This is a genomic window from Ruegeria sp. C6 (assembly GCF_056537625.1).
The window spans coordinates 1-24010 of sequence record NZ_JBQFRW010000002.1 but is presented as its reverse complement, the minus strand read 5'-3'; the positions used below and the strand labels follow the sequence as shown (position 1 = coordinate 24010).

The window sequence follows — 24010 nt, the reverse complement described above, 5'->3', positions numbered from 1 at the left end:
GATGGAAGTGCTTGCCTATCTGATCCCGATTTCCCTGCTTTTGGGCGGGGTTGGCTTGGTTGCGTTTATCTACACGGTCCGCTCGAACCAGTATGAGGATCCGGAAGGCGATGCGCGCCGTATCCTAAGCGACGAATGGGATGACAAGCCCAAGCCCTGACAGAGGCGTCAACAGCCCTTGAAATTGCCGCAATGCCCGGCTATGTCCGGCCCATCCGCTAGAAGAGAGATTGTAGCCTCATGGCAACCTTAAACCCGATCCAGTTCATTCAGCAGGTCCGCGCCGAAGTCGCAAAGGTCGTCTGGCCGACCCGTCGTGAGGTTCTGTTGACCACGGTCATGGTGTTCATAATGGCGGCGCTGACGGCTGTGTTCTTTGCGCTGGTTGATCTGGGCATTCGCGGCGGTCTGCAATTGGTACTCGGCGCGTTTAGCTAAGCCGGTTTGGGCAAGCCGAAACGCGACTGCCCCCTTGCACAGCTTGCGATGTCAGAGTAGGTGACATGACTATTCGGAATGGGCGTGCGGCGAATCGGGCTGCGCGCCGCTTTTTATTCCGGGTGACGCAATAGGATTTCAACGAAGGGCGCGATGCGTCGCAGCCCAAAGGCAAACAAGGACGACAGGTTCATGGCGAAACGGTGGTATTCGGTCAGCGTTCTTTCGAATTTCGAAAAGAAGATCGCAGAGCAGATCCGCACGTCGGTGGCTGAGCAGGGCCTTGAAGACGATATCGACGAGGTTCTGGTGCCCACCGAAGAGGTGATCGAAGTGCGCCGGGGCAAGAAGGTCACCACCGAACGCCGCTTTATGCCGGGTTACGTGCTGGTACACATGGAAATGTCGGATCAGGGCTATCACCTGATCAACTCGATCAATCGCGTTACCGGCTTCCTGGGCCCTCAGGGCCGCCCGATGCCGATGCGCGACGCCGAGGTGAACCAGATCCTCAACCGCGTTCAGGAAGGTGAAGAAGCGCCCAAGCTGATGATCAGCTTCGAGGTCGGCGAGAAGGTCAAGGTCAACGACGGCCCGTTCGAGGATTTCGACGGCATGGTCGAAGGTGTGGACGACGAGAACCAGAAACTGAAAGTTTCGGTTTCGATCTTTGGCCGCGAAACACCGGTCGAGCTGGACTTTACGCAGGTCACCAAGCAGAGCTGATTGGTTTCCATCGTACCATCGTTTGGGGTGCCTTACGGGCACCCTTTTTACGTTTGGGGCGTGCTCATCTGCCAGACAGTTTGATCCTCACCAAAACCTTTAAGTGATACAGTTCCGACCGGTTCGCAGAGTGTCGGGATAAATGCTGCGGCTGTATCCGAAAGGACATGGTCGCAATCCAAGTCTGTGGCCGCCGCTACAAGTCTTGCCGCCAAATTGACGTCGGGACCGATGGCCGTGAAATCCAGCCGGTCCCCGCCACCTACATTGCCATAATGGAAACGACCGTGATGAATTGCAGTGCGCACGCCAAGCTTATGCTGGAAATCGGCCTCGGCCAGCGACGCCACACCCTCGCGCACCGCTGCGATGGCGGCCTGAATCTGCACCTTTGGCGGAAGATCCGTGCTGGTTGGGAAGATGGCAAAAAAGCCGTCGCCCATGAACTTCAGAAGCTCTCCGCCGTGGTCCATGACCGACGGGACAAGGCAATCAAACGTGTCATTCAGCAGCCGGACCAGCGTATCGCCGGAAACCGAATTCGAAAGGCGGGTAAATCCCTTGAGATCCGCAAACAGGATAACGGCCTCGATTTTGCTGCCATCACCGCGATGTACTTTACCGTCCAGAATGTGTGCACCACTGTTGCGGCCGACATAGGTCGACAGCAGGTAGGTCGCGTCGAGCCGTAACATATAGGTCTCGGTCAGGCGGGCGAGCGGACCGCGAACCCGGTTCAGGATCGCCAGATCACTCTCTGAAAACCCACCGGGCGTGGCACTTGACCAGGTGCAGACATGGGTATCGCCGTTGAGATAGATCAGCGGTTGCGCCAGGTAATCGGTGAAGCCCTGCTCGCGCAATTCGCCGACAATGATGTAATCCTCGGGGCAGTTGGGGTCTTCCAGGTGGCGGCGGATGGATTGCTGACGCTCGATCACATGCGGCAGGGGGTTATCGGTGTAGATCGCCTCGGTGAACAATTGAGACGGCGCGTCGACCCGGTCGACTCCAGCGCCCGCTTTCCACAGGAAACGTCGACCCATCAGATTGGGATGCAGCGTCCAGATGAACAAACCGAACCGGTCGATGGCGACACCGGCATCCAGCAGACGGGTGCAGATACCTTCGATGATATCGACCGCATTTCCAGCTGGGCGGGCACCGTCAACCATCCACTCGATCAAAGCGTCGATCTTGTCATGTTTTGAGATCGGTTCCGGTGGGGTCGGCATAATGGCACCCTCAATATAGAACGCCGCGATGCAAACTGACACCGCGGCGTTATTTGTATCAGCCTCGCAGTGGCTGAAACGACTGAGTGCGCGACTTACTGCGCTTGAACCATAGCCGCACGCAACAGTTGCGGGCGGTCGGTCTGGGACGGCAGGAAGACGGCTTGCGAACCGGCATCCAGTGCCGAAAGGCTGGCATCATACCACTGCATAGCAAGATCGCGACGCTGTTGCACACCGAAGCCTTCGCGCAGATGGTGGCCGATCAACTCTCCATAGGCAGGCTCACCCATCGCGACTAGCATCAATGCAGAACCGACTGCCGTGTCCATGTTGTCCTGACGGTAGCCCATCGACAGGCAGACCTTGCTTGTCGCTGCAAGATCAGCGGGGCTGAGGCCCGAGTCCAGCGCAAGCTTGCGTACCTGGGTTTCAGCTTCTGCCTTCGAGCTGATCGAAAGCGCATCAACTTGCGGTGCCAACATTTCGCCGTACGAGTCGCATTGTGCGCTCACCTGATCCGGCGTCAGCCCCTGGATATCCGCCATCAGATCTTCGCCACGCGCCATTGCATAGCTGCGAGCAAGGCAGAACTGTTCGCTGAGGGCAAAATCGGCATCCGTCATATTTGACAGCGTCGTGTAGCCCCCGTTTGTCGAGGTCTGCAGCATCACCCCGCTACACCGATTGGCCAGCGATGGGCCGCCGGTCCCGCCGGAAAACAGGCTTGGCAGGCTGGCAGAGGCGGTTTCAGTTGTATTGGCATCGGGCTCTGGTTCCTGAGCTTGAGGAACCACAACCGGAATCGTGGTTGCTGGGGCTTGTGCTGGTGCCTGAGGGGCGGCAGCCAGGGCAGAGCCGGTTTGTATCTGCCGGCGGTATTCCATCAAAAGCGGTTGGCCTGCGAGTTGAGTTGTCGTCTGACCGCCGCTTGTCGCCCAGTAATAGGCCTGCATCAGGAAGTCGCGCTGATAGGGCTGGAAGTCATAGCCATTCACGGGGTAGCCCATCGAGACCTGATAGCGTTCGATCGCAGACCGTGTGCCACGACCGACTTGACCATCAACGCGACCCGCATTGTAGCCGAAATAGTTGAGCGCGGTCTGGGTTTGCGCCCCTTGTGTGGTCGACGGAATTCCGGGGCGATAGGTGCGTGTTGTTGTTGACCTCGTCCGGGCTTGCTGTTTTCTCTGCTGATCCCGGCCGATAGCGTAGCCGATGACGCCACCAACCACAGCACCGCCCAGTATCTCGCCAGCATCGGCCCGCGCGGTCTGAGGAGAAGACGCCGCAAATGACAGCGCGATGCCAACTGTTATTAATAAACGAATGATCATAATTAACCTCCACCAAAAATACTAATTTCGTCGAGTATAGCACAGCTGCGAGTATTGAGGTGAGGGGGGTGGCGGAAACCCGACCATCCCGCAACCACCGCGCAGATTCTGCATTGATATTAATTTCTTAAGAGTTGTCAGACGCACCTTGTCAGTAACGATCTGTACGCCGTGAGCGTATAAGACCCACTTGGGGGCTTGATTCGATGTGTGAGAGCAGGGCAGGCCACTTGCCAACCCCGCCGTTCCGCTGTAAGTGCCGCCCCTATCGTCTTCGGGCGAGATTCTCTCGTGGGAGGTTGCTGGGATCGCGATCCCGGATCGGACCACGCAACATAGTCTGGGTGAAACGCGTTTCACCTAAGTTGAAAGGAAAACCAAATGGCCAAGAAGCTTGCTGGTACAATGAAGCTGCAGGTTCCTGCAGGTCAGGCGAACCCGTCGCCGCCAGTTGGTCCGGCGCTGGGTCAGCGCGGCATCAACATCATGGAATTCTGCAAGGCGTTCAACGCCAAGACCGCAGACATGGAGCCCGGCGCTCCGTGCCCGACCGTGATCACCTACTATCAGGACAAGTCCTTCACCATGGACATCAAGACGCCGCCCGCGTCTTACTACCTGAAAAAAGCGGCTGGTCTGAAGCCGGTTGGCAAGCGTAACCGTCCTCGTGGTGCGGAAAACCCAGGTCGTGAGACCGTGGCAACCGTGACCTCGAAGCAGGTTCGTGAAATCGCCGAAGCCAAAATGAAAGATCTGAACGCCAACGACGTCGAAGGCGCAATGCAGATCATCCTGGGCTCGGCCCGCTCAATGGGCATCGAGGTGAAGTAAGATGGCAAAACTCGGTAAACGTACCCGCGCTGCGCGCGAAGCTGTCGCTGGCAAGGAAAACCTGTCGGTCGAAGAAGCTGTTTCCCTGGTCAAAGGCAACGCGACCTCGAAATTCGACGAGACCATCGAGATCGCTCTGAACCTTGGCGTTGACACTCGTCACGCAGATCAGATGGTTCGCGGCGTTGTTGGCCTGCCGAACGGTACCGGCAAAGCGATGCGCGTTGCTGTATTTGCTCGTGGCCCCAAGGCAGACGAAGCGAAAGAAGCGGGCGCAGATATCGTTGGCGCAGAAGATCTGATGGAAACCATTCAGGGCGGCACCATCGAATTTGATCGCTGCATTGCAACCCCGGACATGATGCCGATCGTCGGTCGTCTGGGTAAAGTGCTCGGCCCCCGCAACCTGATGCCGAACCCCAAAGTTGGCACCGTGACCATGGACGTGAAAGCGGCTGTGGAAGCAGCAAAAGGTGGTGAAGTTCAGTTCAAAGCGGAAAAAGGCGGCGTTGTGCACGCCGGTGTTGGCAAAGCGTCCTTCGACGAAGCCAAGCTGGTCGAAAACGTCCGTGCCTTCATCTCGGCTGTTGCGAAGGCCAAACCGTCGGGTGCCAAAGGCACCTATATGAAGAAAATCGCGCTGAGCTCGACCATGGGCCCGGGTGTGACTTTGGACGTGGCGGCTGCTGCGGGCGAATAAGCCTTAGCGTTTAGCTTTGAGAACTTGATCCCGGGTAGTGAGAACTGCCCGGGATTTTTATTGCGCACCACATGAGAAACAGGCTGTAGCTGTGTGATAGCGCGGTTGCTTGCACCTCAATTGAAATCTTGAAGTTTTGCCAATTTCAAACCCGGTTACAGCTAAGCTGACTAAAAAGCAGCGATACACACAAACATAGATTCACTGCTTCAGCAGCGGTGGCTAAAGAAGCGATTGAACTAGGGGGTGCGGTCTGACACAGTTCCCCCATTGCCGTGTAGTAGCTGTTCGAGAATACCCTCAATGAACCAAAATATTCGTCAGAAATCACTTCCAGAAGATCGACGCGCCTTTTGGGACCAGTTTTATGCGAAATCGGCAGGGTCATGGGAGCTTACCTTGCCGTCGCAATTCGCAGCGTTTGTGGCAAATGAGATTGATCGGCAGTCACATGTCATTGACGTAGGGTGTGGGAATGCCCGTGACAGTTTTTTCTTTTCACGACACGGGTTCAAAGTGACCGGCATGGATGCGTCTGAGGCAGCGATTGCGTCAGCGCAAAAGCATGCACAAAAGCAGGGCGGCGACGATCTTGAATTTGTTCAGACCAATCTCGAAGATGGATTGATTGAGCGTGTGTTGTCCGAGCGACGATCTGAAATCGTTTGCGTTTATGCTCGGTTCTTTTTGCATGCGATCACAGATGATGAAGAAGATGCTCTGATCCGGGCGCTGCGGAGCGAGTGCAGGCCTGGCGATGTCGTAGCGTTCGAATATCGAACGTTGGCGGACCGAGCCACAACGAAAATTGCGGCGCCGCATTTCCGGCGATACGTAAGTGCGACGGATCTGGATTCAAAAATGGAAGCCTCAGAATTCCGAAAGTGTTATGGCGTCGAAGGCAGTGGTTTCGCAAAATATAAAACAGAAGATGCGATCGTCGCCCGCGCGATCTATGAAAAAACACAGTGACAGAAGAAGAGTTAATCAAGGAGCTTGCCTCACTTCGAGAGCATGTTTTCACCCATGCTGCGGCGCAAACTGCACTACCACGGCCTCGTAAAACGCGCTTGGCTGTCAATTCGCTAAAGGAACCAATAAAGCGCTTGGAAAACCAGGCGCTATTTGATGACTGGGAAGAGACCTATATCCTTCTTTGCTGCCATGGGAGAACAAAGCCTGCCCGGACGCACGGTAGGCTAAAGCACATGGAGACCCGCTATGCGGATCAGGGCAAAGAGGCGCGCTTTGCCTCATTTTTTGAGCGCGTGAAGCAGACGCTACACCCCGATTTCATTACACCGCATGGCTATAACAGAACATTCGGGGAAAAGGCTGGCGATGATATCTTTTCAAAACTTGACGCCGAGCTTGAACCCGTAATTCGTTTGGGGAAGCCAATCATTCTGTACGCTGGCGCTTTGTTGGGTCATGTTCGCGAGGGTGGATTGATTGGTCACGACGACGATGTCGATTTTGCAGTGTATCTGGGTGAGTCAACGCTTGAAGGTGTTGCAGGAAAATGGGCCGAATATCAGCGAGAATTGCTGGAAAGCGATTGCTTGGATGCCAATTCGCTAAAAAACAGCATACCTATATTCAAAGTTAAAAATAACTTGGGTATTGATATCGATCTGTTTCCGGCTTGGACGGAAAACGGGCGCTTTAGCGTGTATCCGTACTCACTTTATGATCTGCCGGAAAGCGCGATTTTCCCGCTTAAATCTCTTAACGGTGGGGAAATCATGCTACCGCAGGACGCGCCCGCATTGCTGGCGCAGAGTTACGGTGAAAATTGGCGGATACCGGACCCGCTATTTCATTTCGCTTGGCGAAGGGCGCGCCGCAAGTTTGCACCTTTGCTTCAGCACGACTTTAGTATCGGTTGAAAGCACCGCATCATCGTGTCCTCAAGCAACAGTCGCATTTGCCTCACGGGATAAACTGGAGAAATACTTGTCCAGATCAATATGCGGATAGGCGCTATGTCGTGGCTGGGGCGAAGCTATGGTGCGCGCAGCGAAATCCGCAAGCCTTAGTGTCGGCTCGTTTTCTGGAAACCGAGATGCCTCAGAACAGTTTCAACTATGTCGCAGCCCCTGCGCGGGCGGTGCAAGTCGCCTAAATTTACCTCTTGGAAACCCGGCCTATCTGTCCTAAGTAGACCTGCGGAATAAAGCGTGCGATTCGTCGTGCGCTTTATTTTGTTTCGTCCAAGACGGTGGGTGGGTTCATCTGGCCCCTTAATTCCCTGCCTGAGACGGGTAAGACCAAAGAATTCTGAGGGTCACGATCCTCGGGCGCATTTTGGCCAATCCCGTAACAACGGACCTGAACGCCGGAGCGAAAGCTGCGGCAAATATGAGCCGGGGTGAGATATCGCCCCTAACTTGGAGAGAACTGTGGATAGAGCCCAGAAAGAGAAAGTGGTCGAGGAACTCGGCCAAATCTTCGAAAGCTCTGGCGTCGTAGTGGTTTCGCACTACGCCGGTCTGACAGTTGCCGAGATGCAGGACCTTCGCGCACGTGCTCGTGACGCGGGTGGTGCCGTGCGTGTTGCCAAGAACAGGCTCGCCAAAATCGCCCTTGAGGGTAAGCCGTGTGAAAGCATGGCCGACCTGCTGACAGGGATGACCGTTCTGACCTATTCCGAGGACCCCGTGGCAGCTGCCAAGGTGGCCGAGGACTTCGCCAAGGATAACAAGAATTTTGAGATCCTCGGCGGTGCAATGGGCGAGAACGCTCTGGACCGCAAAGGCGTTGAAGCCGTTTCGAAAATGCCGTCTCGTGAAGAGCTTATTGCTTCGATCGTGGGCTGCATTGGCGCACCTGCTTCGAACATCGCCGGCGCGATTGGCGCACCTGCAAGCAACATCGCAAGCATCCTTTCCACCATCGAAGAGAAGGCGGAAGCTGCGTAAGCGGTTGGCACTGAATGATCTGCGTAGGGGAACCACCCTGACGTTGGAACACACACTGTAAAACGGAAAGAGCTAATACAATGGCTGATCTGAAAGCACTCGCAGAAAGCATCGTGGGTCTGACCCTGCTGGAAGCACAAGAACTGAAAACCATCCTCAAAGACGAATACGGCATCGAGCCCGCAGCTGGCGGCGCCGTAATGGTTGCAGCTGGTGGCGACGCCGGTGGCGCAGCTGAGGAAGAAAAAACCGAATTCGACGTCGTTCTGAAGAACGCCGGCGCTTCGAAAATCAACGTGATCAAAGAAGTTCGCGGCATCACCGGTCTGGGCCTGAAAGAAGCCAAAGAGCTGGTCGAAGCTGGCGGCAAGATCAAAGAAGGCGTGTCGAAAGACGAAGCCGAGGAAGTCAAAGGCAAGCTGGAAGCAGCTGGCGCCGAAGTCGAGCTGGCCTAAGCCAACCGACAGGTGCATCGCTGATGCGCCGCAAAATTTGGCTGGGTCCGGAGAAATCCGGGTCCAGCCGAACCTGTCTTAGAAAGGGCCTCATTGTCTGGGGCGTTTTCTAAGACACGGTTTTCGGATCGGGAGGCCACCTTCGGGACGGTGGTCACGAATTGATCCGGACGTGTCGTCTCGATTGTGCAAGATGCCGGGGCCCGACGGTGTCTTTGCCCGCTGAGAACATCGAAAGGTGACATCTGACATGGCTCAAACGTTCCTTGGCCAGAAACGTCTTCGTAAATATTACGGCAAAATCCGCGAAGTGCTGGAGATGCCGAACCTCATTGAGGTGCAGAAATCTTCTTATGATCTTTTCCTGCGCTCCGGCGATGCAGAACAGCCCACAGACGGCGAAGGCATCAAAGGTGTGTTCCAGTCGGTTTTCCCGATCAAGGATTTCAACGAAACCTCCGTTCTGGAGTTCGTGAAATACGATCTGGAAAAACCCAAATACGACGTCGAAGAGTGCATGCAGCGCGACATGACCTACAGCGCGCCGCTGAAGGTCACACTGCGCCTGATCGTGTTTGATGTCGATGAGGACACCGGCGCGAAATCGGTCAAAGACATCAAAGAACAGGACGTGTTCATGGGCGACATGCCCCTGATGACGCCGAATGGTACCTTCATCGTGAACGGCACCGAGCGTGTGATCGTGTCCCAGATGCACCGCTCGCCCGGTGTGTTCTTTGATCACGACAAGGGCAAGACCCATTCCTCGGGCAAGCTGCTGTTTGCCTGCCGCATCATCCCGTATCGCGGCAGCTGGCTGGACTTTGAGTTCGACGCCAAGGACATCGTCTTCGCCCGTATCGACCGTCGGCGTAAGCTGCCTGTGACAACCCTGCTGTACGCGCTGGGTCTGGATCAGGAAGCGATCATGGACGCCTATTACAACACCGTGTCCTACAAGCTGGACAAGAAGAAAGGCTGGGTCACGCCCTTCTTCCCCGAGCGTGTGCGCGGTACCCGTCCGACATATGATCTGATCGACGCGAAATCGGGCGAAGTGATTGCCGAAGCGGGCAAGAAAGTCACCCCGCGCGCGGTCAAGAAGCTGATCGACGAAGGTGCCGTTACCGACCTGCTGGTGCCCTTCGACAACATCGTCGGCAAGTATGTCGCCAAGGACATCATCAACGAAGAAAACGGCGCGATCTATGTCGAAGCCGGTGATGAGCTGACCCTGGAGTATGATAAAGACGGCGACCTGATCGGCGGCACCGTCAAGGACCTGATGGATGCGGGCATCACCGACATCCCGGTTCTGGACATCGACAACGTCAACGTTGGCCCCTACATGCGCAACACCATGGCTCAGGACAAGAACCTGAACCGTGAAAGCGCGCTGATGGACATCTACCGCGTCATGCGTCCGGGCGAGCCTCCCACCGTCGAAGCTGCGTCGGCCCTGTTCGACACTTTGTTCTTCGACAGCGAGCGCTATGACCTGTCCGCCGTTGGCCGCGTGAAGATGAACATGCGTCTGGCTCTGGACGCGCCGGACACCCTGCGCACCCTGCGTCGCGAAGACATCGTGGCCTGCATCAAGGCGCTGGTTGAGCTGCGTGATGGCAAAGGCGACGTGGACGATATTGACCACCTCGGCAACCGTCGTGTGCGTTCGGTCGGTGAACTGATGGAAAACCAGTACCGCGTCGGTCTGCTGCGCATGGAGCGCGCGATCAAAGAGCGTATGTCGTCGGTTGAAATCGACACCGTCATGCCGCAGGACTTGATCAACGCGAAACCGGCTGCGGCTGCTGTTCGTGAATTCTTTGGCTCATCGCAGCTGTCGCAGTTCATGGACCAGACCAACCCGCTGTCCGAAGTCACCCACAAACGCCGTCTCTCGGCGCTTGGCCCGGGTGGTCTGACGCGTGAGCGTGCGGGCTTTGAGGTGCGCGACGTACACCCGACCCACTATGGCCGGATGTGCCCGATTGAAACGCCAGAAGGTCCGAACATCGGTCTGATCAACTCGCTGGCCACCTTTGCCCGCGTGAACAAGTATGGCTTCATCGAAACACCCTACCGCGTCGTCAAAGACGCCGAGGTGACCGATGAGGTACACTACATGTCCGCGACCGAGGAAATGCGTCACACCGTGGCGCAGGCGAACGCGACCTTGGATGCCGATGGCAAGTTCATCAACGACCTGGTTTCGACCCGTCAGGCCGGTGACTACACCCTCGCCCCGCGCGAGAATGTGGACCTGATCGACGTGTCGCCGAAACAGCTGGTCTCGGTTGCTGCATCGCTGATCCCGTTCCTTGAAAATGACGACGCCAACCGCGCTCTGATGGGCTCGAACATGCAACGTCAGGCGGTTCCGCTGCTGCGGGCCGAGGCGCCGCTGGTCGGTACCGGCATCGAGGAAAAGGTTGCGATCGACTCGGGTGCTGCGATTCAAGCGAAACGCGCCGGTATCATCGACCAGGTCGATGCCCAGCGTATCGTTATCCGCGCCACCGAAGACCTGGAATTGGGCGACGCTGGCGTTGACATCTATCGTCTGCGTAAGTTCCAGCGTTCGAACCAGAACACCTGCATCAACCAGCGTCCGCTGATCAAGGTGGGTGACACCGTCCAGAAGGGCGAGGTCATTGCCGACGGTCCGTCGACCGATATGGGCGAACTGGCGCTTGGTAAGAACGTGGTCGTCGCGTTCATGCCGTGGAACGGTTACAACTACGAAGACTCGATCCTGATCTCGGAACGTATCGCGCGTGATGACGTCTTTACCTCGGTCCATATCGAGGAATTCGAAGTCGCCGCCCGTGACACCAAGCTGGGCCCGGAAGAGATCACCCGCGACATCCCGAACGTCGGTGAAGAAGCGCTGCGCAACCTCGACGAGGCTGGCATCGTTTACATCGGCGCGGATGTTGAGCCGGGCGATATTCTGGTCGGCAAGATCACTCCGAAGGGCGAAAGCCCGATGACCCCGGAAGAAAAGCTGCTGCGCGCCATCTTTGGTGAGAAAGCATCAGACGTGCGCGACACCTCGCTGCGCGTGAAGCCGGGCGATTACGGTACGGTTGTTGAGGTTCGCGTCTTCAACCGTCACGGCGTCGAGAAAGACGAGCGTGCGCTGCAGATCGAGCGTGAGGAAGTCGAACGTCTGGCCCGTGACCGGGACGACGAGCTGGCGATCCTCGACCGCAACATCTATGCGCGTCTGCAGGGCCTGATCCTGGGTAAAACCGCTGTCAAAGGCCCGAAAGGCGTCAAGGCAGGGTCGGTGATCACCGAGGATCTGCTGGAAACCTTGACCCGCGGTCAGTGGTGGCAGTTGGCACTGGAAGGTGAGCAGGACGCACAGATCGTTGAAGCCCTGAACGAGCAGTACGAAGTTCAAAAGCGTGCTCTGGACGCCCGTTTCGAGGACAAGGTCGAGAAAGTCCGTCGTGGCGACGACCTGCCGCCGGGTGTGATGAAGATGGTCAAAGTCTTCATCGCCGTGAAGCGTAAGCTGCAGCCGGGCGACAAGATGGCCGGTCGTCACGGGAACAAGGGTGTGATTTCCAAGGTCGTTCCGATGGAAGACATGCCGTTCCTGGCCGATGGTACTCCGGTTGACTTCTGTCTGAACCCGCTGGGTGTGCCGTCGCGTATGAACGTTGGCCAGATCCTTGAAACCCACATGGGTTGGGCCGCACGCGGTCTGGGTCTGAACATCGATGAGGCTCTGGGTGAATACCGCCGTTCCGGCGATCTGACCCCGGTGCGCGAAGCGATGAAGCTGGCCTATGGCGAAGATGTCTATGAAGAAGGCATCACCGGTCTGGACGAGGATGGCCTGATCGAGGCTGCGGGCAACGTGACCCGCGGTGTTCCGATCGCAACCCCGGTCTTCGACGGGGCCAAAGAGGCTGACGTCAACGACGCGCTGGTGCGTGCAGGCTTCTCGGAAAGCGGTCAGTCGGTTCTGTTCGACGGTCGCACCGGTGAGCAATTCGCGCGCCCGGTCACCGTGGGCATCAAGTACCTGCTGAAACTGCATCACCTGGTGGATGATAAAATCCACGCGCGTTCGACCGGGCCGTACAGCCTGGTCACCCAGCAGCCGCTGGGTGGTAAGGCGCAGTTCGGTGGTCAGCGCTTTGGTGAGATGGAGGTCTGGGCTCTGGAAGCTTACGGCGCCGCCTACACCCTGCAGGAGATGCTCACCGTTAAATCGGATGACGTCGCCGGCCGGACCAAGGTCTATGAGTCGATCGTCAAGGGCGAGGACAACTTTGAAGCGGGCGTACCGGAATCGTTCAACGTTCTGGTGAAAGAAGTCCGTGGCCTCGGCCTTAATATGGAACTCCTGGATGCGGAGGTTGAGGAATAAGAATTTTGAAAAAATTCTTGGGCGGAAACTTTTGAAGTTTCCGCTCCCCTCTCCCCCCTTCCGCAAGATTTGAGGTAACAAATGAACCAGGAAATCACCAACAACCCGTTCAACCCGCTGACGCCCCCGAAGGTTTTCGACGAGATCAAGGTCTCGTTGGCGTCGCCCGAGCGGATCCTGTCTTGGTCCTATGGCGAGATCAAGAAACCCGAAACCATCAACTACCGGACGTTCAAGCCCGAACGTGACGGCCTGTTCTGCGCGCGTATCTTTGGCCCGATCAAAGATTACGAATGCCTGTGCGGCAAATATAAGCGGATGAAATATCGCGGCGTTGTCTGCGAGAAATGCGGTGTGGAAGTCACCCTGCAGAAAGTCCGCCGTGAGCGTATGGGCCATATCGAACTGGCCGCGCCCGTCGCACATATCTGGTTCCTGAAATCGCTGCCGTCCCGCATCGGTCTGATGCTGGACATGACGCTGCGCGATCTGGAACGTGTTCTGTACTTTGAAAACTACGTCGTCATCGAGCCCGGTCTGACCGACCTGACCTACGGCCAGATGCTGACCGAAGAAGAGTACATGGATGCGCAGGATGCCTATGGCATGGATGCGTTCACCGCGAACATTGGTGCCGAAGCCATCCGTGAAATGCTGGCCCAGATCGATCTGGAAGCCGAAGCCGAGCAGCTGCGCGCTGATCTGGCCGAAGCAACCGGCGAGTTGAAGCCCAAGAAGATCATCAAGCGTCTGAAGGTTGTTGAATCCTTCCTCGAGTCGGGCAACCGGCCTGAGTGGATGGTCATGACCGTGATCCCGGTCATTCCGCCGGAACTGCGTCCGCTGGTTCCGCTGGATGGAGGCCGCTTTGCGACCTCGGATCTGAACGATCTGTATCGGCGCGTCATCAACCGGAACAACCGTCTGAAGCGTCTGATCGAACTGCGCGCGCCTGACATCATTGTCCGCAACGAAAAGCGGATGCTGCAGGAATCCGTTGACGCTCTGTTCGACAACGGCCGTCGTGGTCGCGTAATCACCGGCGCCAACAAGCGCCCGCTGAAATCGCTGTCGGACATGCTGAAAGGTAAGCAGGGTCGCTTCCGTCAGAACCTTCTGGGTAAGCGCGTCGACTTCTCGGGCCGTTCGGTCATCGTGACCGGTCCGGAACTCAAACTGCACCAGTGTGGTCTGCCAAAGAAGATGGCGCTGGAGCTGTTCAAGCCGTTCATCTACTCGCGCCTTGAAGCCAAGGGTCTGTCTTCGACTGTCAAACAGGCGAAGAAACTGGTCGAGAAAGAGCGTCCCGAAGTGTGGGATATCCTCGACGAGGTGATCCGCGAACACCCTGTCATGCTGAACCGTGCGCCGACGCTGCACCGTCTTGGCATTCAGGCGTTCGAGCCGGTTCTCATCGAAGGTAAAGCCATCCAGCTGCACCCGCTGGTCTGCTCGGCCTTTAACGCCGACTTCGACGGGGACCAGATGGCCGTTCACGTCCCGCTAAGCCTTGAGGCGCAGCTGGAAGCGCGTGTTCTGATGATGTCGACGAACAACGTTCTGTCGCCTGCAAACGGTGCACCGATCATCGTTCCGTCGCAGGATATGATCCTGGGTCTGTACTACGTGACCCTGGAACGCGAAGGCATGCCGGGCGAAGGCAAGGTCTTTGGCTCGATCGAAGAAGTTCAGCACGCGCTGGACGCGGGTGAGGTGCATCTGCACTCGAAAATCACCGCGCGGATCACGCAGATCGACGACGAAGGCAACGAAGTTCAGAAGCGCTATGAAACCACTCCGGGCCGTCTGCGTCTGGGTGCATTGCTGCCGATGAACAACAAAGCCCCGTTCGAGCTGGTCAACCGCCTGCTGCGGAAGAAAGAAGTGCAGCAGGTGATCGACACCGTCTACCGTTACTGCGGTCAGAAAGAGTCGGTTATCTTCTGTGACCAGATCATGTCGATGGGCTTCAAAGAAGCGTTCAAGGCGGGCATCTCGTTCGGCAAGGACGACATGGTCATCCCGGATGACAAGTGGGGCATCGTTGATGACACCCGCGGTCAGGTGAAGGACTTTGAACAGCAGTACATGGACGGCCTGATCACTCAGGGCGAAAAGTACAACAAAGTTGTTGATGCCTGGTCGAAGTGTAACGACCGCGTCACCGAAGCGATGATGAGCACCATCTCTGACGTTGCCAAGGCCGAAGACGGGTCGGATCAGGAGCCGAACTCGGTCTACATGATGGCCCACTCGGGTGCGCGTGGCTCGGTCACTCAGATGAAACAGCTGGGCGGTATGCGCGGCCTGATGGCCAAGCCGAACGGTGACATCATCGAGACGCCGATTATCTCGAACTTTAAAGAAGGTCTGACCGTTCTCGAGTACTTCAACTCGACCCACGGTGCCCGTAAGGGTCTGTCGGATACCGCTCTGAAGACGGCGAACTCGGGTTACCTGACCCGTCGTCTGGTAGACGTCGCACAGGACTGCATCGTTCGCGAGATCGACTGTGGTACTGAGCGTGCGATCACAGCCGAAGCCGCCGTGAATGACGGTGAGGTTGTTGCCTCGCTGGCCGAACGTGTGCTGGGTCGTGTGGCGGCTGACGATGTTCTGCGTCCGGGCACGGATGAGGTGATCGTGGCCGCTGGTCAGTTGATCGACGAACGCATGGCGGACACCATTGACGAAGCTGGTGTTGCGTCGATGCGCATCCGCTCGCCTCTGACCTGTGAGTCCGAGGAAGGCGTCTGCGCCACCTGCTACGGTCGTGACCTTGCACGCGGCACCATGGTGAACACAGGTGAGGCTGTCGGCATCATCGCCGCGCAGTCCATTGGTGAACCCGGTACGCAGCTGACGATGCGTACTTTCCACATCGGTGGTGTTGCGCAAGGTGGTCAGCAGTCGTTCCAGGAAGCCAGCCAGGAAGGCGTCGTTTCCTTCGAGAACCCGCAGATTCTGGTCAATGCCGCAGGCGAAAGCCTCGTTATGGGCCGGAACATGAAGCTGGTGATCAGCGACGAACACGGCGAAGAGCGTGCCAGCCACAAGCTGGGCTATGGCTCCAAGCTGTTCGTCAAGGACGGCACCAAGGTTGCTCGTGGCGACAAGCTGTTCGAATGGGATCCCTACACCCTGCCGATCATCGCCGAGAAAGCCGGTACCGCGAAATATGTCGACCTTGTTTCGGGCCTTGCGGTCCGGGATGAGACCGACGATGCAACCGGCATGACCCAGAAGATCGTGATCGACTGGCGCGCGGCCCCCAAAGGCAGCGACCTCAAGCCCGAGATCATTCTGGTTGGTGAAGATGGCGAGCCGGTCCGCAATGACGCGGGCAACCCGGTTCACTATCCGATGTCGGTGGATGCGATCCTGTCGGTCGAAGATGGCCAGCAAATCGAAGCCGGTGACGTTGTCGCGCGTATCCCGCGTGAAGGCGCCAAGACCAAGGACATCACCGGTGGTCTGCCACGTGTGGCCGAACTGTTCGAAGCCCGTCGTCCGAAAGATCACGCGATCATCGCAGAAGCCGATGGTTACGTGCGCTTTGGCCGCGACTACAAGAACAAGCGCCGCATCAGCATCGAACCGGCTGACGAGTCCATGGAGACCATCGAATACATGGTACCCAAGGGCAAGCACATCCCGGTCGCCGAAGGGGACTTCATCCAGAAGGGTGAATACCTGATGGACGGTAACCCGGCTCCGCATGACATCCTGTCGATTATGGGTGTCGAAGCGCTGGCGGATTACATGATCGATGAGGTGCAAGACGTCTACCGCTTGCAGGGCGTGAAGATCAATGACAAGCACATCGAAGTCATCGTGCGCCAGATGCTGCAGAAGTGGGAGATCCTGGATTCAGGCGACACCACCCTGTTGAAAGGCGAACATGTCGACAAGCAGGAGTTCGACGCAGCCAACGAGAAGACTATCTCGCGTGGCGGTCGTCCGGCTCAGGGTGAGCCGATCCTTCTGGGGATCACCAAAGCTTCGCTGCAGACGCGTTCGTTCATCTCGGCGGCGTCGTTCCAGGAAACCACCCGCGTGCTGACCGAAGCCTCGGTTCAGGGCAAGAAAGACAAGCTGGTTGGCCTGAAAGAGAACGTCATCGTTGGTCGCCTGATCCCCGCCGGTACCGGTGGGGCCACTCAGGCCGTCCGCCACATCGCGCAATCGCGTGACAACGTGGTCATCGAAGCCCGCCGGGAAGAGGCCGAAGCGGCCGCTGCTCTGGCTGCTCCAACCTTCGACGACGACATGGTCGGTGATGAGCTGGACGTTCTGGTGGAAACACCGGAAAGCCGCGAATAGGCACCCTCAATAACTAAGAAAGGCCCCGCGATTTCGCGGGGCCTTTCTTGTTGTGAGCGCTCCGAGGCGAACTCTCACAAAGATAGTTACTAATGTGACCCGGTTTGTGGCATGCTTTCGTCAACAGAGGAGGGGGCCGCAATGACAACTCGTCAAACGCATGGGCGAAAGCGTCTGTATGACAGTATTTTGGACACCGTCGGAGACACGCCAAGCATACGAATAAACAGGATCGCGCCCTCAAACGTGACGGTCTATGTAAAGTTCGAAGCATTTAACCCGGCCAGTTCTGTCAAAGATCGCCTTGCCCTCAACATCATCGAAGCGGCAGAACGCGACGGTAGTTTAAAACCCGGTCAGACAGTAGTTGAGGCGACCTCGGGGAATACCGGTATCGGGCTGGCGATGGTCTGTGCGGCCAAAGGCTATCCCTTGGTTGTAACGATGGCCGACAGTTTCTCGGTCGAGCGGCGCAAGCTGATGCGGTTTTTGGGGGCAAAAGTTGTCCTGACACCGCGCGCGCAAAAGGGGTTCGGCATGTATACAAAAGCTAAGGAACTGGCCGAGCAGAACGGTTGGTTCCTGGCCAGCCAGTTTGAAACCGCAGCCAACGCCGATATTCACGAAAATACCACCGCGCAGGAAATCTTGGGTGACTTTGATGGGCAGAATCTCGACTATTGGGTTACGGGCTATGGCACTGGCGGGACGGTCTCGGGCGTGGCCCGGGTGCTGAGGAAAGCGCGCCCTGAGACCAAGATCATCCTGACCGAGCCTGCCAATGCAGCCATTGTGTCGTCAGGATATGTGAACACGCGCAATGAAATACACCAGCCGACCGAGAGCCACCCGAACTTCGAACCGCATCCGATACAGGGTTGGACGCCTGATTTCATTCCGTGGGTTCTGCAGGAGGCCATTGATAACTCGTACTATGATGAGTTGATTCCCGTTCCCGGTAGCGACGGTATTGCATGGTCGCGCCGTTTGGCCGCGGAAGAGGGGATTTTTACCGGTATTTCTGGTGGCTCGACCTTTGCGGTCGCGATGAAACTGGCCGAGACTGCTCCGGAAGGTTCCGTCATGTTGGTAATGTTGCCAGATACGGGCGAGCGTTACCTTTCGACACCATTGTTTGATGGCGTAGAAGAGGAGATGACGGATGATGAGATCGAGATCTCGAAATCTACGCCTTCCGCCCAGATGACAGATTGAAACGACTGAAAAGTCGACAGTTTGTGTGGCTCGTCGGAACTATTACTGCAGGATTGTCCGGCGCATATTGACTTCGTGATCGATTGAACAGTGAGTACGACGATATATTGAAGACCGGGTGTTGATTAAATGAGTCCTAACGTTAAAGGCGCGCTGCTGATGATGGGCAGCATGGCGGCCTTTACCGTCAATGATGCGTTGGTGAAAGTGGTGGGGCAAGATCTGCCTCTGTTCCAACTTGTGACCATGCGCGGAGTTTTGGCGACAGTTCTTGTGTTGATAATGGCCCGTTATCTTGGGGCGCTTCACCTGAATTTTCCCCTCCATGACAAATGGCTTATCGCATTACGTTGCCTGGCAGAGTTGGCGGCGACCATCTTCTTTTTAACGGCTCTGATGCACATGCCGCTTGCCAACGTTACGGCAGTTCTACAGGCGTTGCCGCTGACCGTGACTTTGGGTGCTGCCTTATTCTTCGGTGAAGTAATTGGATGGAGACGTATTGCTGCAATTGCGCTTGGGTTCGTCGGTATGTTGTTGATCGTTCGGCCCGGTCCTGAAGGGTTCAGCATCTATGCGATTTACGCATTGATTGCGGTTGCTTCCGTAACAGTTCGCGATTTGATCACCCGCCGAATGTCAGCTGAAGTACCTTCTATGGTGGTAACACTGGCGACATCCCTCACTATCACATTGGCAGCGATCATCGTCTCCACGTTTGAAGGATGGGTGCCGGTCTCGACCGCATCTGGAGCGATGATCGCCAGCGCTGCGGTCTTTGTTCTGATAGGCTATCTGTTCAGTGTCATGGTGATGCGCGTGGGCGAGGTCGGTTTTGTTGCGCCATTTCGCTATTCCAGCCTGCTTTGGGCACTGGGACTTGGGTGGGCTGTGTTTGGTGACTGGCCGGACGCGATCACAATGCTGGGTGGTGCATTGGTAGTTGGGGCAGGGATGTTCACTCTGTTTCGCGAACGGTCGCGTCAGGCGGAGAAGTGAGGCAAACGTACGAAACCGGGGTTTAGCGCGAAACGCGTGGCAAAATCGGTCTCGATTTCGGGCGTGATCGGCGCAAGCTGCGCCTTCTGCTTTTCAGCGCGCGGCGAGTCGTTGGAGTTGTTCAATGTCCTGATCCACATCGGGCGATCAGGATAACTGACCACTGGCATGAAACGCCCGATCCGGTTGTGGGTAAAACTTATGATCGTGTGGTCGCACCCGCCCGCGATAAGCATGCCCAAGCCCACCCCAAGCAGAGATTTGTAGACTTGTGCCGCCCGAACCCCATTCGGCCCAAAGCTGGCCTGGTATCCGTTGTTGAAATCGAGGCCTATGGCCTGATTTTTTTCAATCAGCCCGGCAACATCATCGGCGGACTCGCGCAGTCTTTCGATGAAATCAATCGAAATGCTGTCGTCGTCATCATGGCGAAATTGAAGACAGGGCCGGTCCGGGTTTGAACGCGTTTCCTGAAGGATTCGTTTCATGACCTGCCGGTGTTTATGGCTTGGTTCGACGGGTCTTTGGACAATTCGTACCTGCTTGATGTCAGCGGTGAGGTCCTTGAGTCGGTCGAGCGCCTTTTTCGGCAGACAGTCCCCAACAACGACCAGAAGCTGATAGTCCCCATCTGTCTGCGCGCGAAAGCTGGGCAACGTCACAGATCCGAACAGGCGGAACCGCTCTTCCAGACGAGCAGGGTTGTAGAGATGGGCGCGCCGATCTGCGACCGTGTCATGTTCGATCTGGAAATCGCCCAGAGCAGGGAATGAAAATCGGCACAGGCCAAAGACTTGCATGGGGCATCCAATGGTTTGCAGGGCATGCTCACTATGCATCCGGTGCCGAAGTGCTGCAATGCGTCGGCGCAGTGGGAATCTCCATTAGTTCCTGATAGACGGCCGGAGCTCTTATGTACAACACGCCTTTCCCGCTGGGCTGTTGACACTCGGGCCGACTCCCCTTAATACGCGCGACATCTCGGTACCGGGGGCCGCCCCATAACCGATTTCAGTAATGAACTGGTCAAGGCCCGGACACTTTTATCGTTCGCGCCCTCTGATAACAAACCGCGACGTTCACCTCGGAATGGGAACGCTCGCGGGTTTTGCGCTTGTGGACGCATGAGTGCAGCGAATTTAACCGCACGCAACGCGCGTGCATGTCATGTGTGTTGCAAAACGGGGAAGAAACCGGAATGCCAACTATTCAACAGCTGATCCGCAAACCGCGGCAGCCCAAAGTAAAACGCTCGAAGTCCATGCACTTGGAACAGTGCCCGCAGAAACGCGGCGTCTGCACCCGCGTGTACACCACCACACCTAAGAAGCCGAACTCGGCTATGCGTAAGGTTGCCAAGGTGCGCTTGACCAACGGGTTCGAGGTCATCTCGTACATCCCGGGTGAAAGCCACAACCTGCAGGAACACTCGGTTGTTCTGATCCGTGGCGGTCGTGTAAAAGACCTTCCCGGTGTGCGTTACCACATCCTGCGCGGTGTTCTGGATACTCAGGGCGTCAAAGATCGTAAGCAACGTCGTTCGAAATACGGCGCGAAGCGTCCCAAGTAAGAAGGAGAGGCTGATATGTCACGTCGTCACGCCGCCGAAAAACGCGAAGTCCTGCCTGACGCCAAATTTGGCGACAAGGTACTGACCAAATTCATGAACAACCTGATGATCGACGGCAAGAAGTCGGTCGCAGAGCGCATCGTTTACAACGCGTTTGACCGCGTTGAGAACAAGGTAAAGCGCGCTCCTGTCGAAGTGTTCCACGAAGCGCTCGACAACATCAAACCGTCGGTCGAGGTTCGCTCGCGCCGCGTTGGTGGTGCAACCTATCAGGTTCCGGTCGAAGTGCGCCCTGAGCGCCGCGAAGCATTGGCCATCCGCTGGCTGATCACTGCTGCGCGCGGCCGCAACGAAAACACCATGGAAGAGCGCCTTGCAGGCGAGCTGCTGGACGCCGTTCAGTCCCGCGGTACTGCCGTCAAGAAACGCGAAGACACCCACAAGATGGCCGAGGCGAACAAAGCCTTCAGCCATTATCGTTGGTAATCCGAGAGGCTTAGACCAATGGCACGCGAATATCCGCTCGAACTGTACCGTAACTTCGGTATCATGGCGCACATCGACGCAGGTAAGACCACCTGCTCGGAGCGTATCCTGTATTACACTGGTAAATCCCACAACATCGGTGAGGTGCACGATGGTGCAGCCACCATGGACTGGATGGAGCAGGAGCAGGAACGCGGCATCACCATCACTTCGGCTGCGACCACCACTTTCTGGGAACGCACCGAGGACGGTCAGACCGCAGAAACTCCTAAGCACCGCCTGAACATCATCGACACCCCCGGCCACGTTGACTTCACCATCGAAGTTGAGCGTTCGCTGGCGGTTCTCGACGGTGCTGTCTGCGTTCTGGACGCAAACGCCGGTGTTGAGCCCCAGACCGAAACCGTGTGGCGTCAGGCTGACCGCTACAAGGTTCCGCGTATGGTTTTCGTCAACAAAATGGACAAGATCGGCGCTGACTTCTTCAACTGCGTCAACATGATCGAAGACCGCACCGGCGCACGCGCTGTTCCGGTTGGTATTCCGATCGGTGCCGAGTCCGAGCTGGAAGGCCTGATCGACCTGGTCACCATGGAAGAGTGGCTGTGGCAGGGCGAAGATCTGGGCGCAAGCTGGATCAAAGCTCCTATCCGCGACAGCCTGAAAGACATGGCTGACGAATGGCGCGGCAAGATGATCGAAGCGGCCGTCGAAATGGACGACGACGCGATGATGGAATACCTGGAAGGCAATGAGCCCGACGTTCCGACCCTGCGCGCCCTGCTGCGCAAAGGTACTCTGGAAATCGCGTTCGTTCCGGTTCTGGGTGGTTCGGCGTTCAAGAACAAAGGCGTTCAGCCGCTCCTCAACGCTGTGATCGACTATCTGCCCAGCCCGCTGGACGTTGTTGATTACATGGGCTTCAAACCCGGCGACGAGGAAGAAGTTCGTGACATCGCCCGTCGTGCAGACGACGACATGGCCTTCTCGGGTCTGGCGTTCAAAATCATGAACGACCCCTTCGTTGGCTCGCTGACCTTCACCCGGATTTACTCGGGCACCATGAACAAGGGCGACTCGATCCTGAACTCGACCAAAGGTAAGAAAGAGCGCATCGGTCGTATGATGATGATGCACTCGAACAACCGGGAAGAGATCGAAGAAGCGTTTGCAGGCGACATCATCGCGCTGGCAGGTCTGAAAGACACCACCACCGGTGATACTCTGTGTGATGCGAAAGATCCGGTGGTTCTGGAAACCATGACCTTCCCCGATCCGGTTATCGAGATCGCGGTTGAGCCCAAAACCAAGGGCGACCAAGAGAAGATGTCTCAGGGTCTGGCCCGTCTGGCCGCCGAAGACCCGTCCTTCCGTGTGGAAACTGATCTGGAATCCGGTCAGACCATCATGAAGGGCATGGGCGAACTTCACCTGGACATCCTGGTTGACCGTCTGAAGCGCGAGTTCAAGGTTGAAGCGAACATCGGTGCACCTCAGGTGGCCTATCGTGAAACCATCTCGATGCCGGTTGAGCACACCTACACCCACAAGAAACAGTCGGGTGGTTCGGGTCAGTTCGCGGAAGTCAAGCTGGAGATCCAGCCGACCGAGGCAGGCGAAGGCTATTCGTTCGAAAGCCGCATCGTTGGTGGTGCCGTTCCGAAGGAATACATCCCCGGTGTTGAAAAAGGCATCAACTCGGTCATGGACAGCGGCCCGCTGGCTGGCTTCCCCGTGATCGACTTCAAGGTTGCCCTGCTGGACGGTAAGTTCCACGACGTTGACTCGAGCGTTCTGGCGTTCGAAATCGCATCGCGGATGTGTATGCGCGAAGGCATGCGCAAAGCTGGCGCGAAACTGCTGGAACCGATCATGAAGGTCGAAGTGATCACCCCGGAAGAATATACCGGCGGTATCATCGGCGACCTGACCTCGCGTCGTGGCCAGGTCTCTGGTCAGGAGCCGCGCGGCAACGCAATTGCGATTGATGCGTTCGTTCCGCTGGCCAACATGTTCGGCTACATCAACACTCTGCGTTCGATGTCGTCGGGCCGTGCCCAGTTCACCATGCAGTTCGATCACTACGATCCGGTTCCGCAGAACATCTCGGACGAGATTCAGGCGAAATACGCATAAGCGAAGATTTGAGGGAGCGCGGCTAACGCGCTCCCTTCATTACCGAAAAAGGAGGCCATCATGGCAAAGGAAAAGTTTGAGCGTAATAAGCCGCACGTCAACATCGGCACGATTGGCCACGTTGACCACGGCAAGACCACGCTGACCGCAGCAATCACCAAGTATTTCGGTGACTTCAAAGCGTATGACCAGATTGACGGCGCGCCTGAAGAAAAAGCACGTGGCATCACCATCTCGACCGCCCACGTGGA

General features: G+C 56.8%; 20 protein-coding genes. 17 read left to right on the top strand and 3 right to left on the bottom strand.

Translation table 11 applies throughout. From position 1 onward, the window contains the following. The first annotated feature begins 1 nt into the window (after position 1). From ccoS to nusG, 3 genes are all read left to right on the top strand, one after another. Complete coding sequence (ccoS, locus tag ACR0MJ_RS07690) at positions 2 to 160, top strand: cbb3-type cytochrome oxidase assembly protein CcoS (protein ID WP_074737762.1); 159 nt, start codon at positions 2 to 4, stop codon at positions 158 to 160. Between the two features lie 80 nt (positions 161 to 240). Beyond that, positions 241 to 438 carry a preprotein translocase subunit SecE gene (gene secE / locus ACR0MJ_RS07685; RefSeq protein WP_170398600.1) on the top strand — a complete coding sequence of 66 codons (198 nt, stop codon included), beginning with the start codon at positions 241 to 243 and terminating at the stop codon, positions 436 to 438. A 192-nt stretch (positions 439 to 630) separates the two neighbouring features. After that, positions 631 to 1164 carry a transcription termination/antitermination protein NusG gene (gene nusG / locus ACR0MJ_RS07680; RefSeq protein ID WP_152459924.1) on the top strand — a complete coding sequence of 178 codons (534 nt, stop codon included), beginning with the start codon at positions 631 to 633 and terminating at the stop codon, positions 1162 to 1164. A 47-nt stretch (positions 1165 to 1211) separates the two neighbouring features. Here nusG and ACR0MJ_RS07675 read toward each other — a convergent pair whose 3' ends face one another. Both ACR0MJ_RS07675 and ACR0MJ_RS07670 read right to left on the bottom strand, forming a co-directional pair. Beyond that, positions 1212 to 2399, bottom strand: coding sequence for an adenylate/guanylate cyclase domain-containing protein (locus ACR0MJ_RS07675; RefSeq protein WP_480760353.1), 1188 nt, complete (start codon positions 2397 to 2399; stop codon positions 1212 to 1214). 95 nt (positions 2400 to 2494) lie between these two features. Continuing rightward, positions 2495 to 3736, bottom strand: a complete 1242-nt coding sequence (locus ACR0MJ_RS07670) for a peptidoglycan-binding domain-containing protein (RefSeq protein ID WP_480760350.1) — start codon at positions 3734 to 3736, stop codon at positions 2495 to 2497. Between the two features lie 381 nt (positions 3737 to 4117). Between ACR0MJ_RS07670 and rplK the strand changes: the two genes are divergently transcribed. From rplK to ACR0MJ_RS07620, 10 genes are all read left to right on the top strand, one after another. Next, positions 4118 to 4567 carry a 50S ribosomal protein L11 gene (rplK, locus tag ACR0MJ_RS07665; RefSeq protein ID WP_010440985.1) on the top strand — a complete coding sequence of 150 codons (450 nt, stop codon included), beginning with the start codon at positions 4118 to 4120 and terminating at the stop codon, positions 4565 to 4567. A gap of 1 nt (position 4568) precedes the next feature. Continuing rightward, entirely contained in the window at positions 4569 to 5267 is a 699-nt protein-coding gene (gene rplA / locus ACR0MJ_RS07660) for a 50S ribosomal protein L1 (RefSeq protein ID WP_010440987.1), read from the top strand. Positions 5268 to 5570: 303 nt separating this feature from the next. Next, a complete protein-coding gene (locus tag ACR0MJ_RS07655) occupies positions 5571 to 6239 on the top strand; it encodes a class I SAM-dependent methyltransferase (protein ID WP_170636345.1) in 669 nt (222 codons plus the stop codon). After that, positions 6236 to 7156: a hypothetical protein gene (locus tag ACR0MJ_RS07650; protein ID WP_170663188.1), complete on the top strand. Its 921-nt coding sequence runs from the start codon at positions 6236 to 6238 to the stop codon at positions 7154 to 7156. Before ACR0MJ_RS07655 ends, ACR0MJ_RS07650 begins: the two co-directional genes overlap by 4 nt. Positions 7157 to 7669: 513 nt before the next feature. Then, positions 7670 to 8188 carry a 50S ribosomal protein L10 gene (gene rplJ / locus ACR0MJ_RS07645; RefSeq protein ID WP_170406495.1) on the top strand — a complete coding sequence of 173 codons (519 nt, stop codon included), beginning with the start codon at positions 7670 to 7672 and terminating at the stop codon, positions 8186 to 8188. 80 nt (positions 8189 to 8268) lie between these two features. Beyond that, positions 8269 to 8643 carry a 50S ribosomal protein L7/L12 gene (gene rplL, locus ACR0MJ_RS07640; RefSeq protein WP_010441182.1) on the top strand — a complete coding sequence of 125 codons (375 nt, stop codon included), beginning with the start codon at positions 8269 to 8271 and terminating at the stop codon, positions 8641 to 8643. 250 nt (positions 8644 to 8893) lie between these two features. Beyond that, positions 8894 to 13030, top strand: coding sequence for a DNA-directed RNA polymerase subunit beta (rpoB, locus tag ACR0MJ_RS07635; RefSeq protein ID WP_170398571.1), 4137 nt, complete (start codon positions 8894 to 8896; stop codon positions 13028 to 13030). Positions 13031 to 13111: 81 nt separating this feature from the next. Beyond that, the gene (gene rpoC / locus ACR0MJ_RS07630) at positions 13112 to 17353 is read left to right on the top strand and encodes a DNA-directed RNA polymerase subunit beta' (protein ID WP_170398568.1); all 4242 of its coding nucleotides are present in this window, start codon (positions 13112 to 13114) and stop codon (positions 17351 to 17353) included. A gap of 141 nt (positions 17354 to 17494) precedes the next feature. Then, a complete protein-coding gene (locus ACR0MJ_RS07625) occupies positions 17495 to 18568 on the top strand; it encodes a pyridoxal-phosphate dependent enzyme (protein ID WP_170562473.1) in 1074 nt (357 codons plus the stop codon). A 129-nt stretch (positions 18569 to 18697) separates the two neighbouring features. Further along, positions 18698 to 19567 carry a DMT family transporter gene (locus ACR0MJ_RS07620; protein WP_170398562.1) on the top strand — a complete coding sequence of 290 codons (870 nt, stop codon included), beginning with the start codon at positions 18698 to 18700 and terminating at the stop codon, positions 19565 to 19567. Here ACR0MJ_RS07620 and ACR0MJ_RS07615 read toward each other — a convergent pair. Further along, positions 19552 to 20367: a glycosyltransferase gene (locus ACR0MJ_RS07615; protein ID WP_480760343.1), complete on the bottom strand. Its 816-nt coding sequence runs from the start codon at positions 20365 to 20367 to the stop codon at positions 19552 to 19554. The two genes, ACR0MJ_RS07620 and ACR0MJ_RS07615, sit on opposite strands and share 16 nt — an antisense overlap. A gap of 398 nt (positions 20368 to 20765) precedes the next feature. Between ACR0MJ_RS07615 and rpsL the strand changes: the two genes are divergently transcribed. The 4 genes from rpsL to ACR0MJ_RS07595 form a co-directional block, all read left to right on the top strand. Beyond that, the gene (rpsL, locus tag ACR0MJ_RS07610; RefSeq protein WP_005621086.1) at positions 20766 to 21137 is read left to right on the top strand and encodes a 30S ribosomal protein S12; all 372 of its coding nucleotides are present in this window, start codon (positions 20766 to 20768) and stop codon (positions 21135 to 21137) included. Between the two features lie 15 nt (positions 21138 to 21152). Next, positions 21153 to 21623: a 30S ribosomal protein S7 gene (gene rpsG / locus ACR0MJ_RS07605; protein ID WP_010441203.1), complete on the top strand. Its 471-nt coding sequence runs from the start codon at positions 21153 to 21155 to the stop codon at positions 21621 to 21623. Positions 21624 to 21641: 18 nt separating this feature from the next. Beyond that, positions 21642 to 23759 (top strand): elongation factor G, encoded by a 2118-nt coding sequence (gene fusA / locus ACR0MJ_RS07600; protein ID WP_170328783.1) that lies wholly within the window; start codon positions 21642 to 21644, stop codon positions 23757 to 23759. 60 nt (positions 23760 to 23819) lie between these two features. After that, the coding region (locus ACR0MJ_RS07595) for a GTP-binding protein (protein WP_229666150.1) at positions 23820 to 24010 on the top strand (191 nt) is incomplete at its 3' end.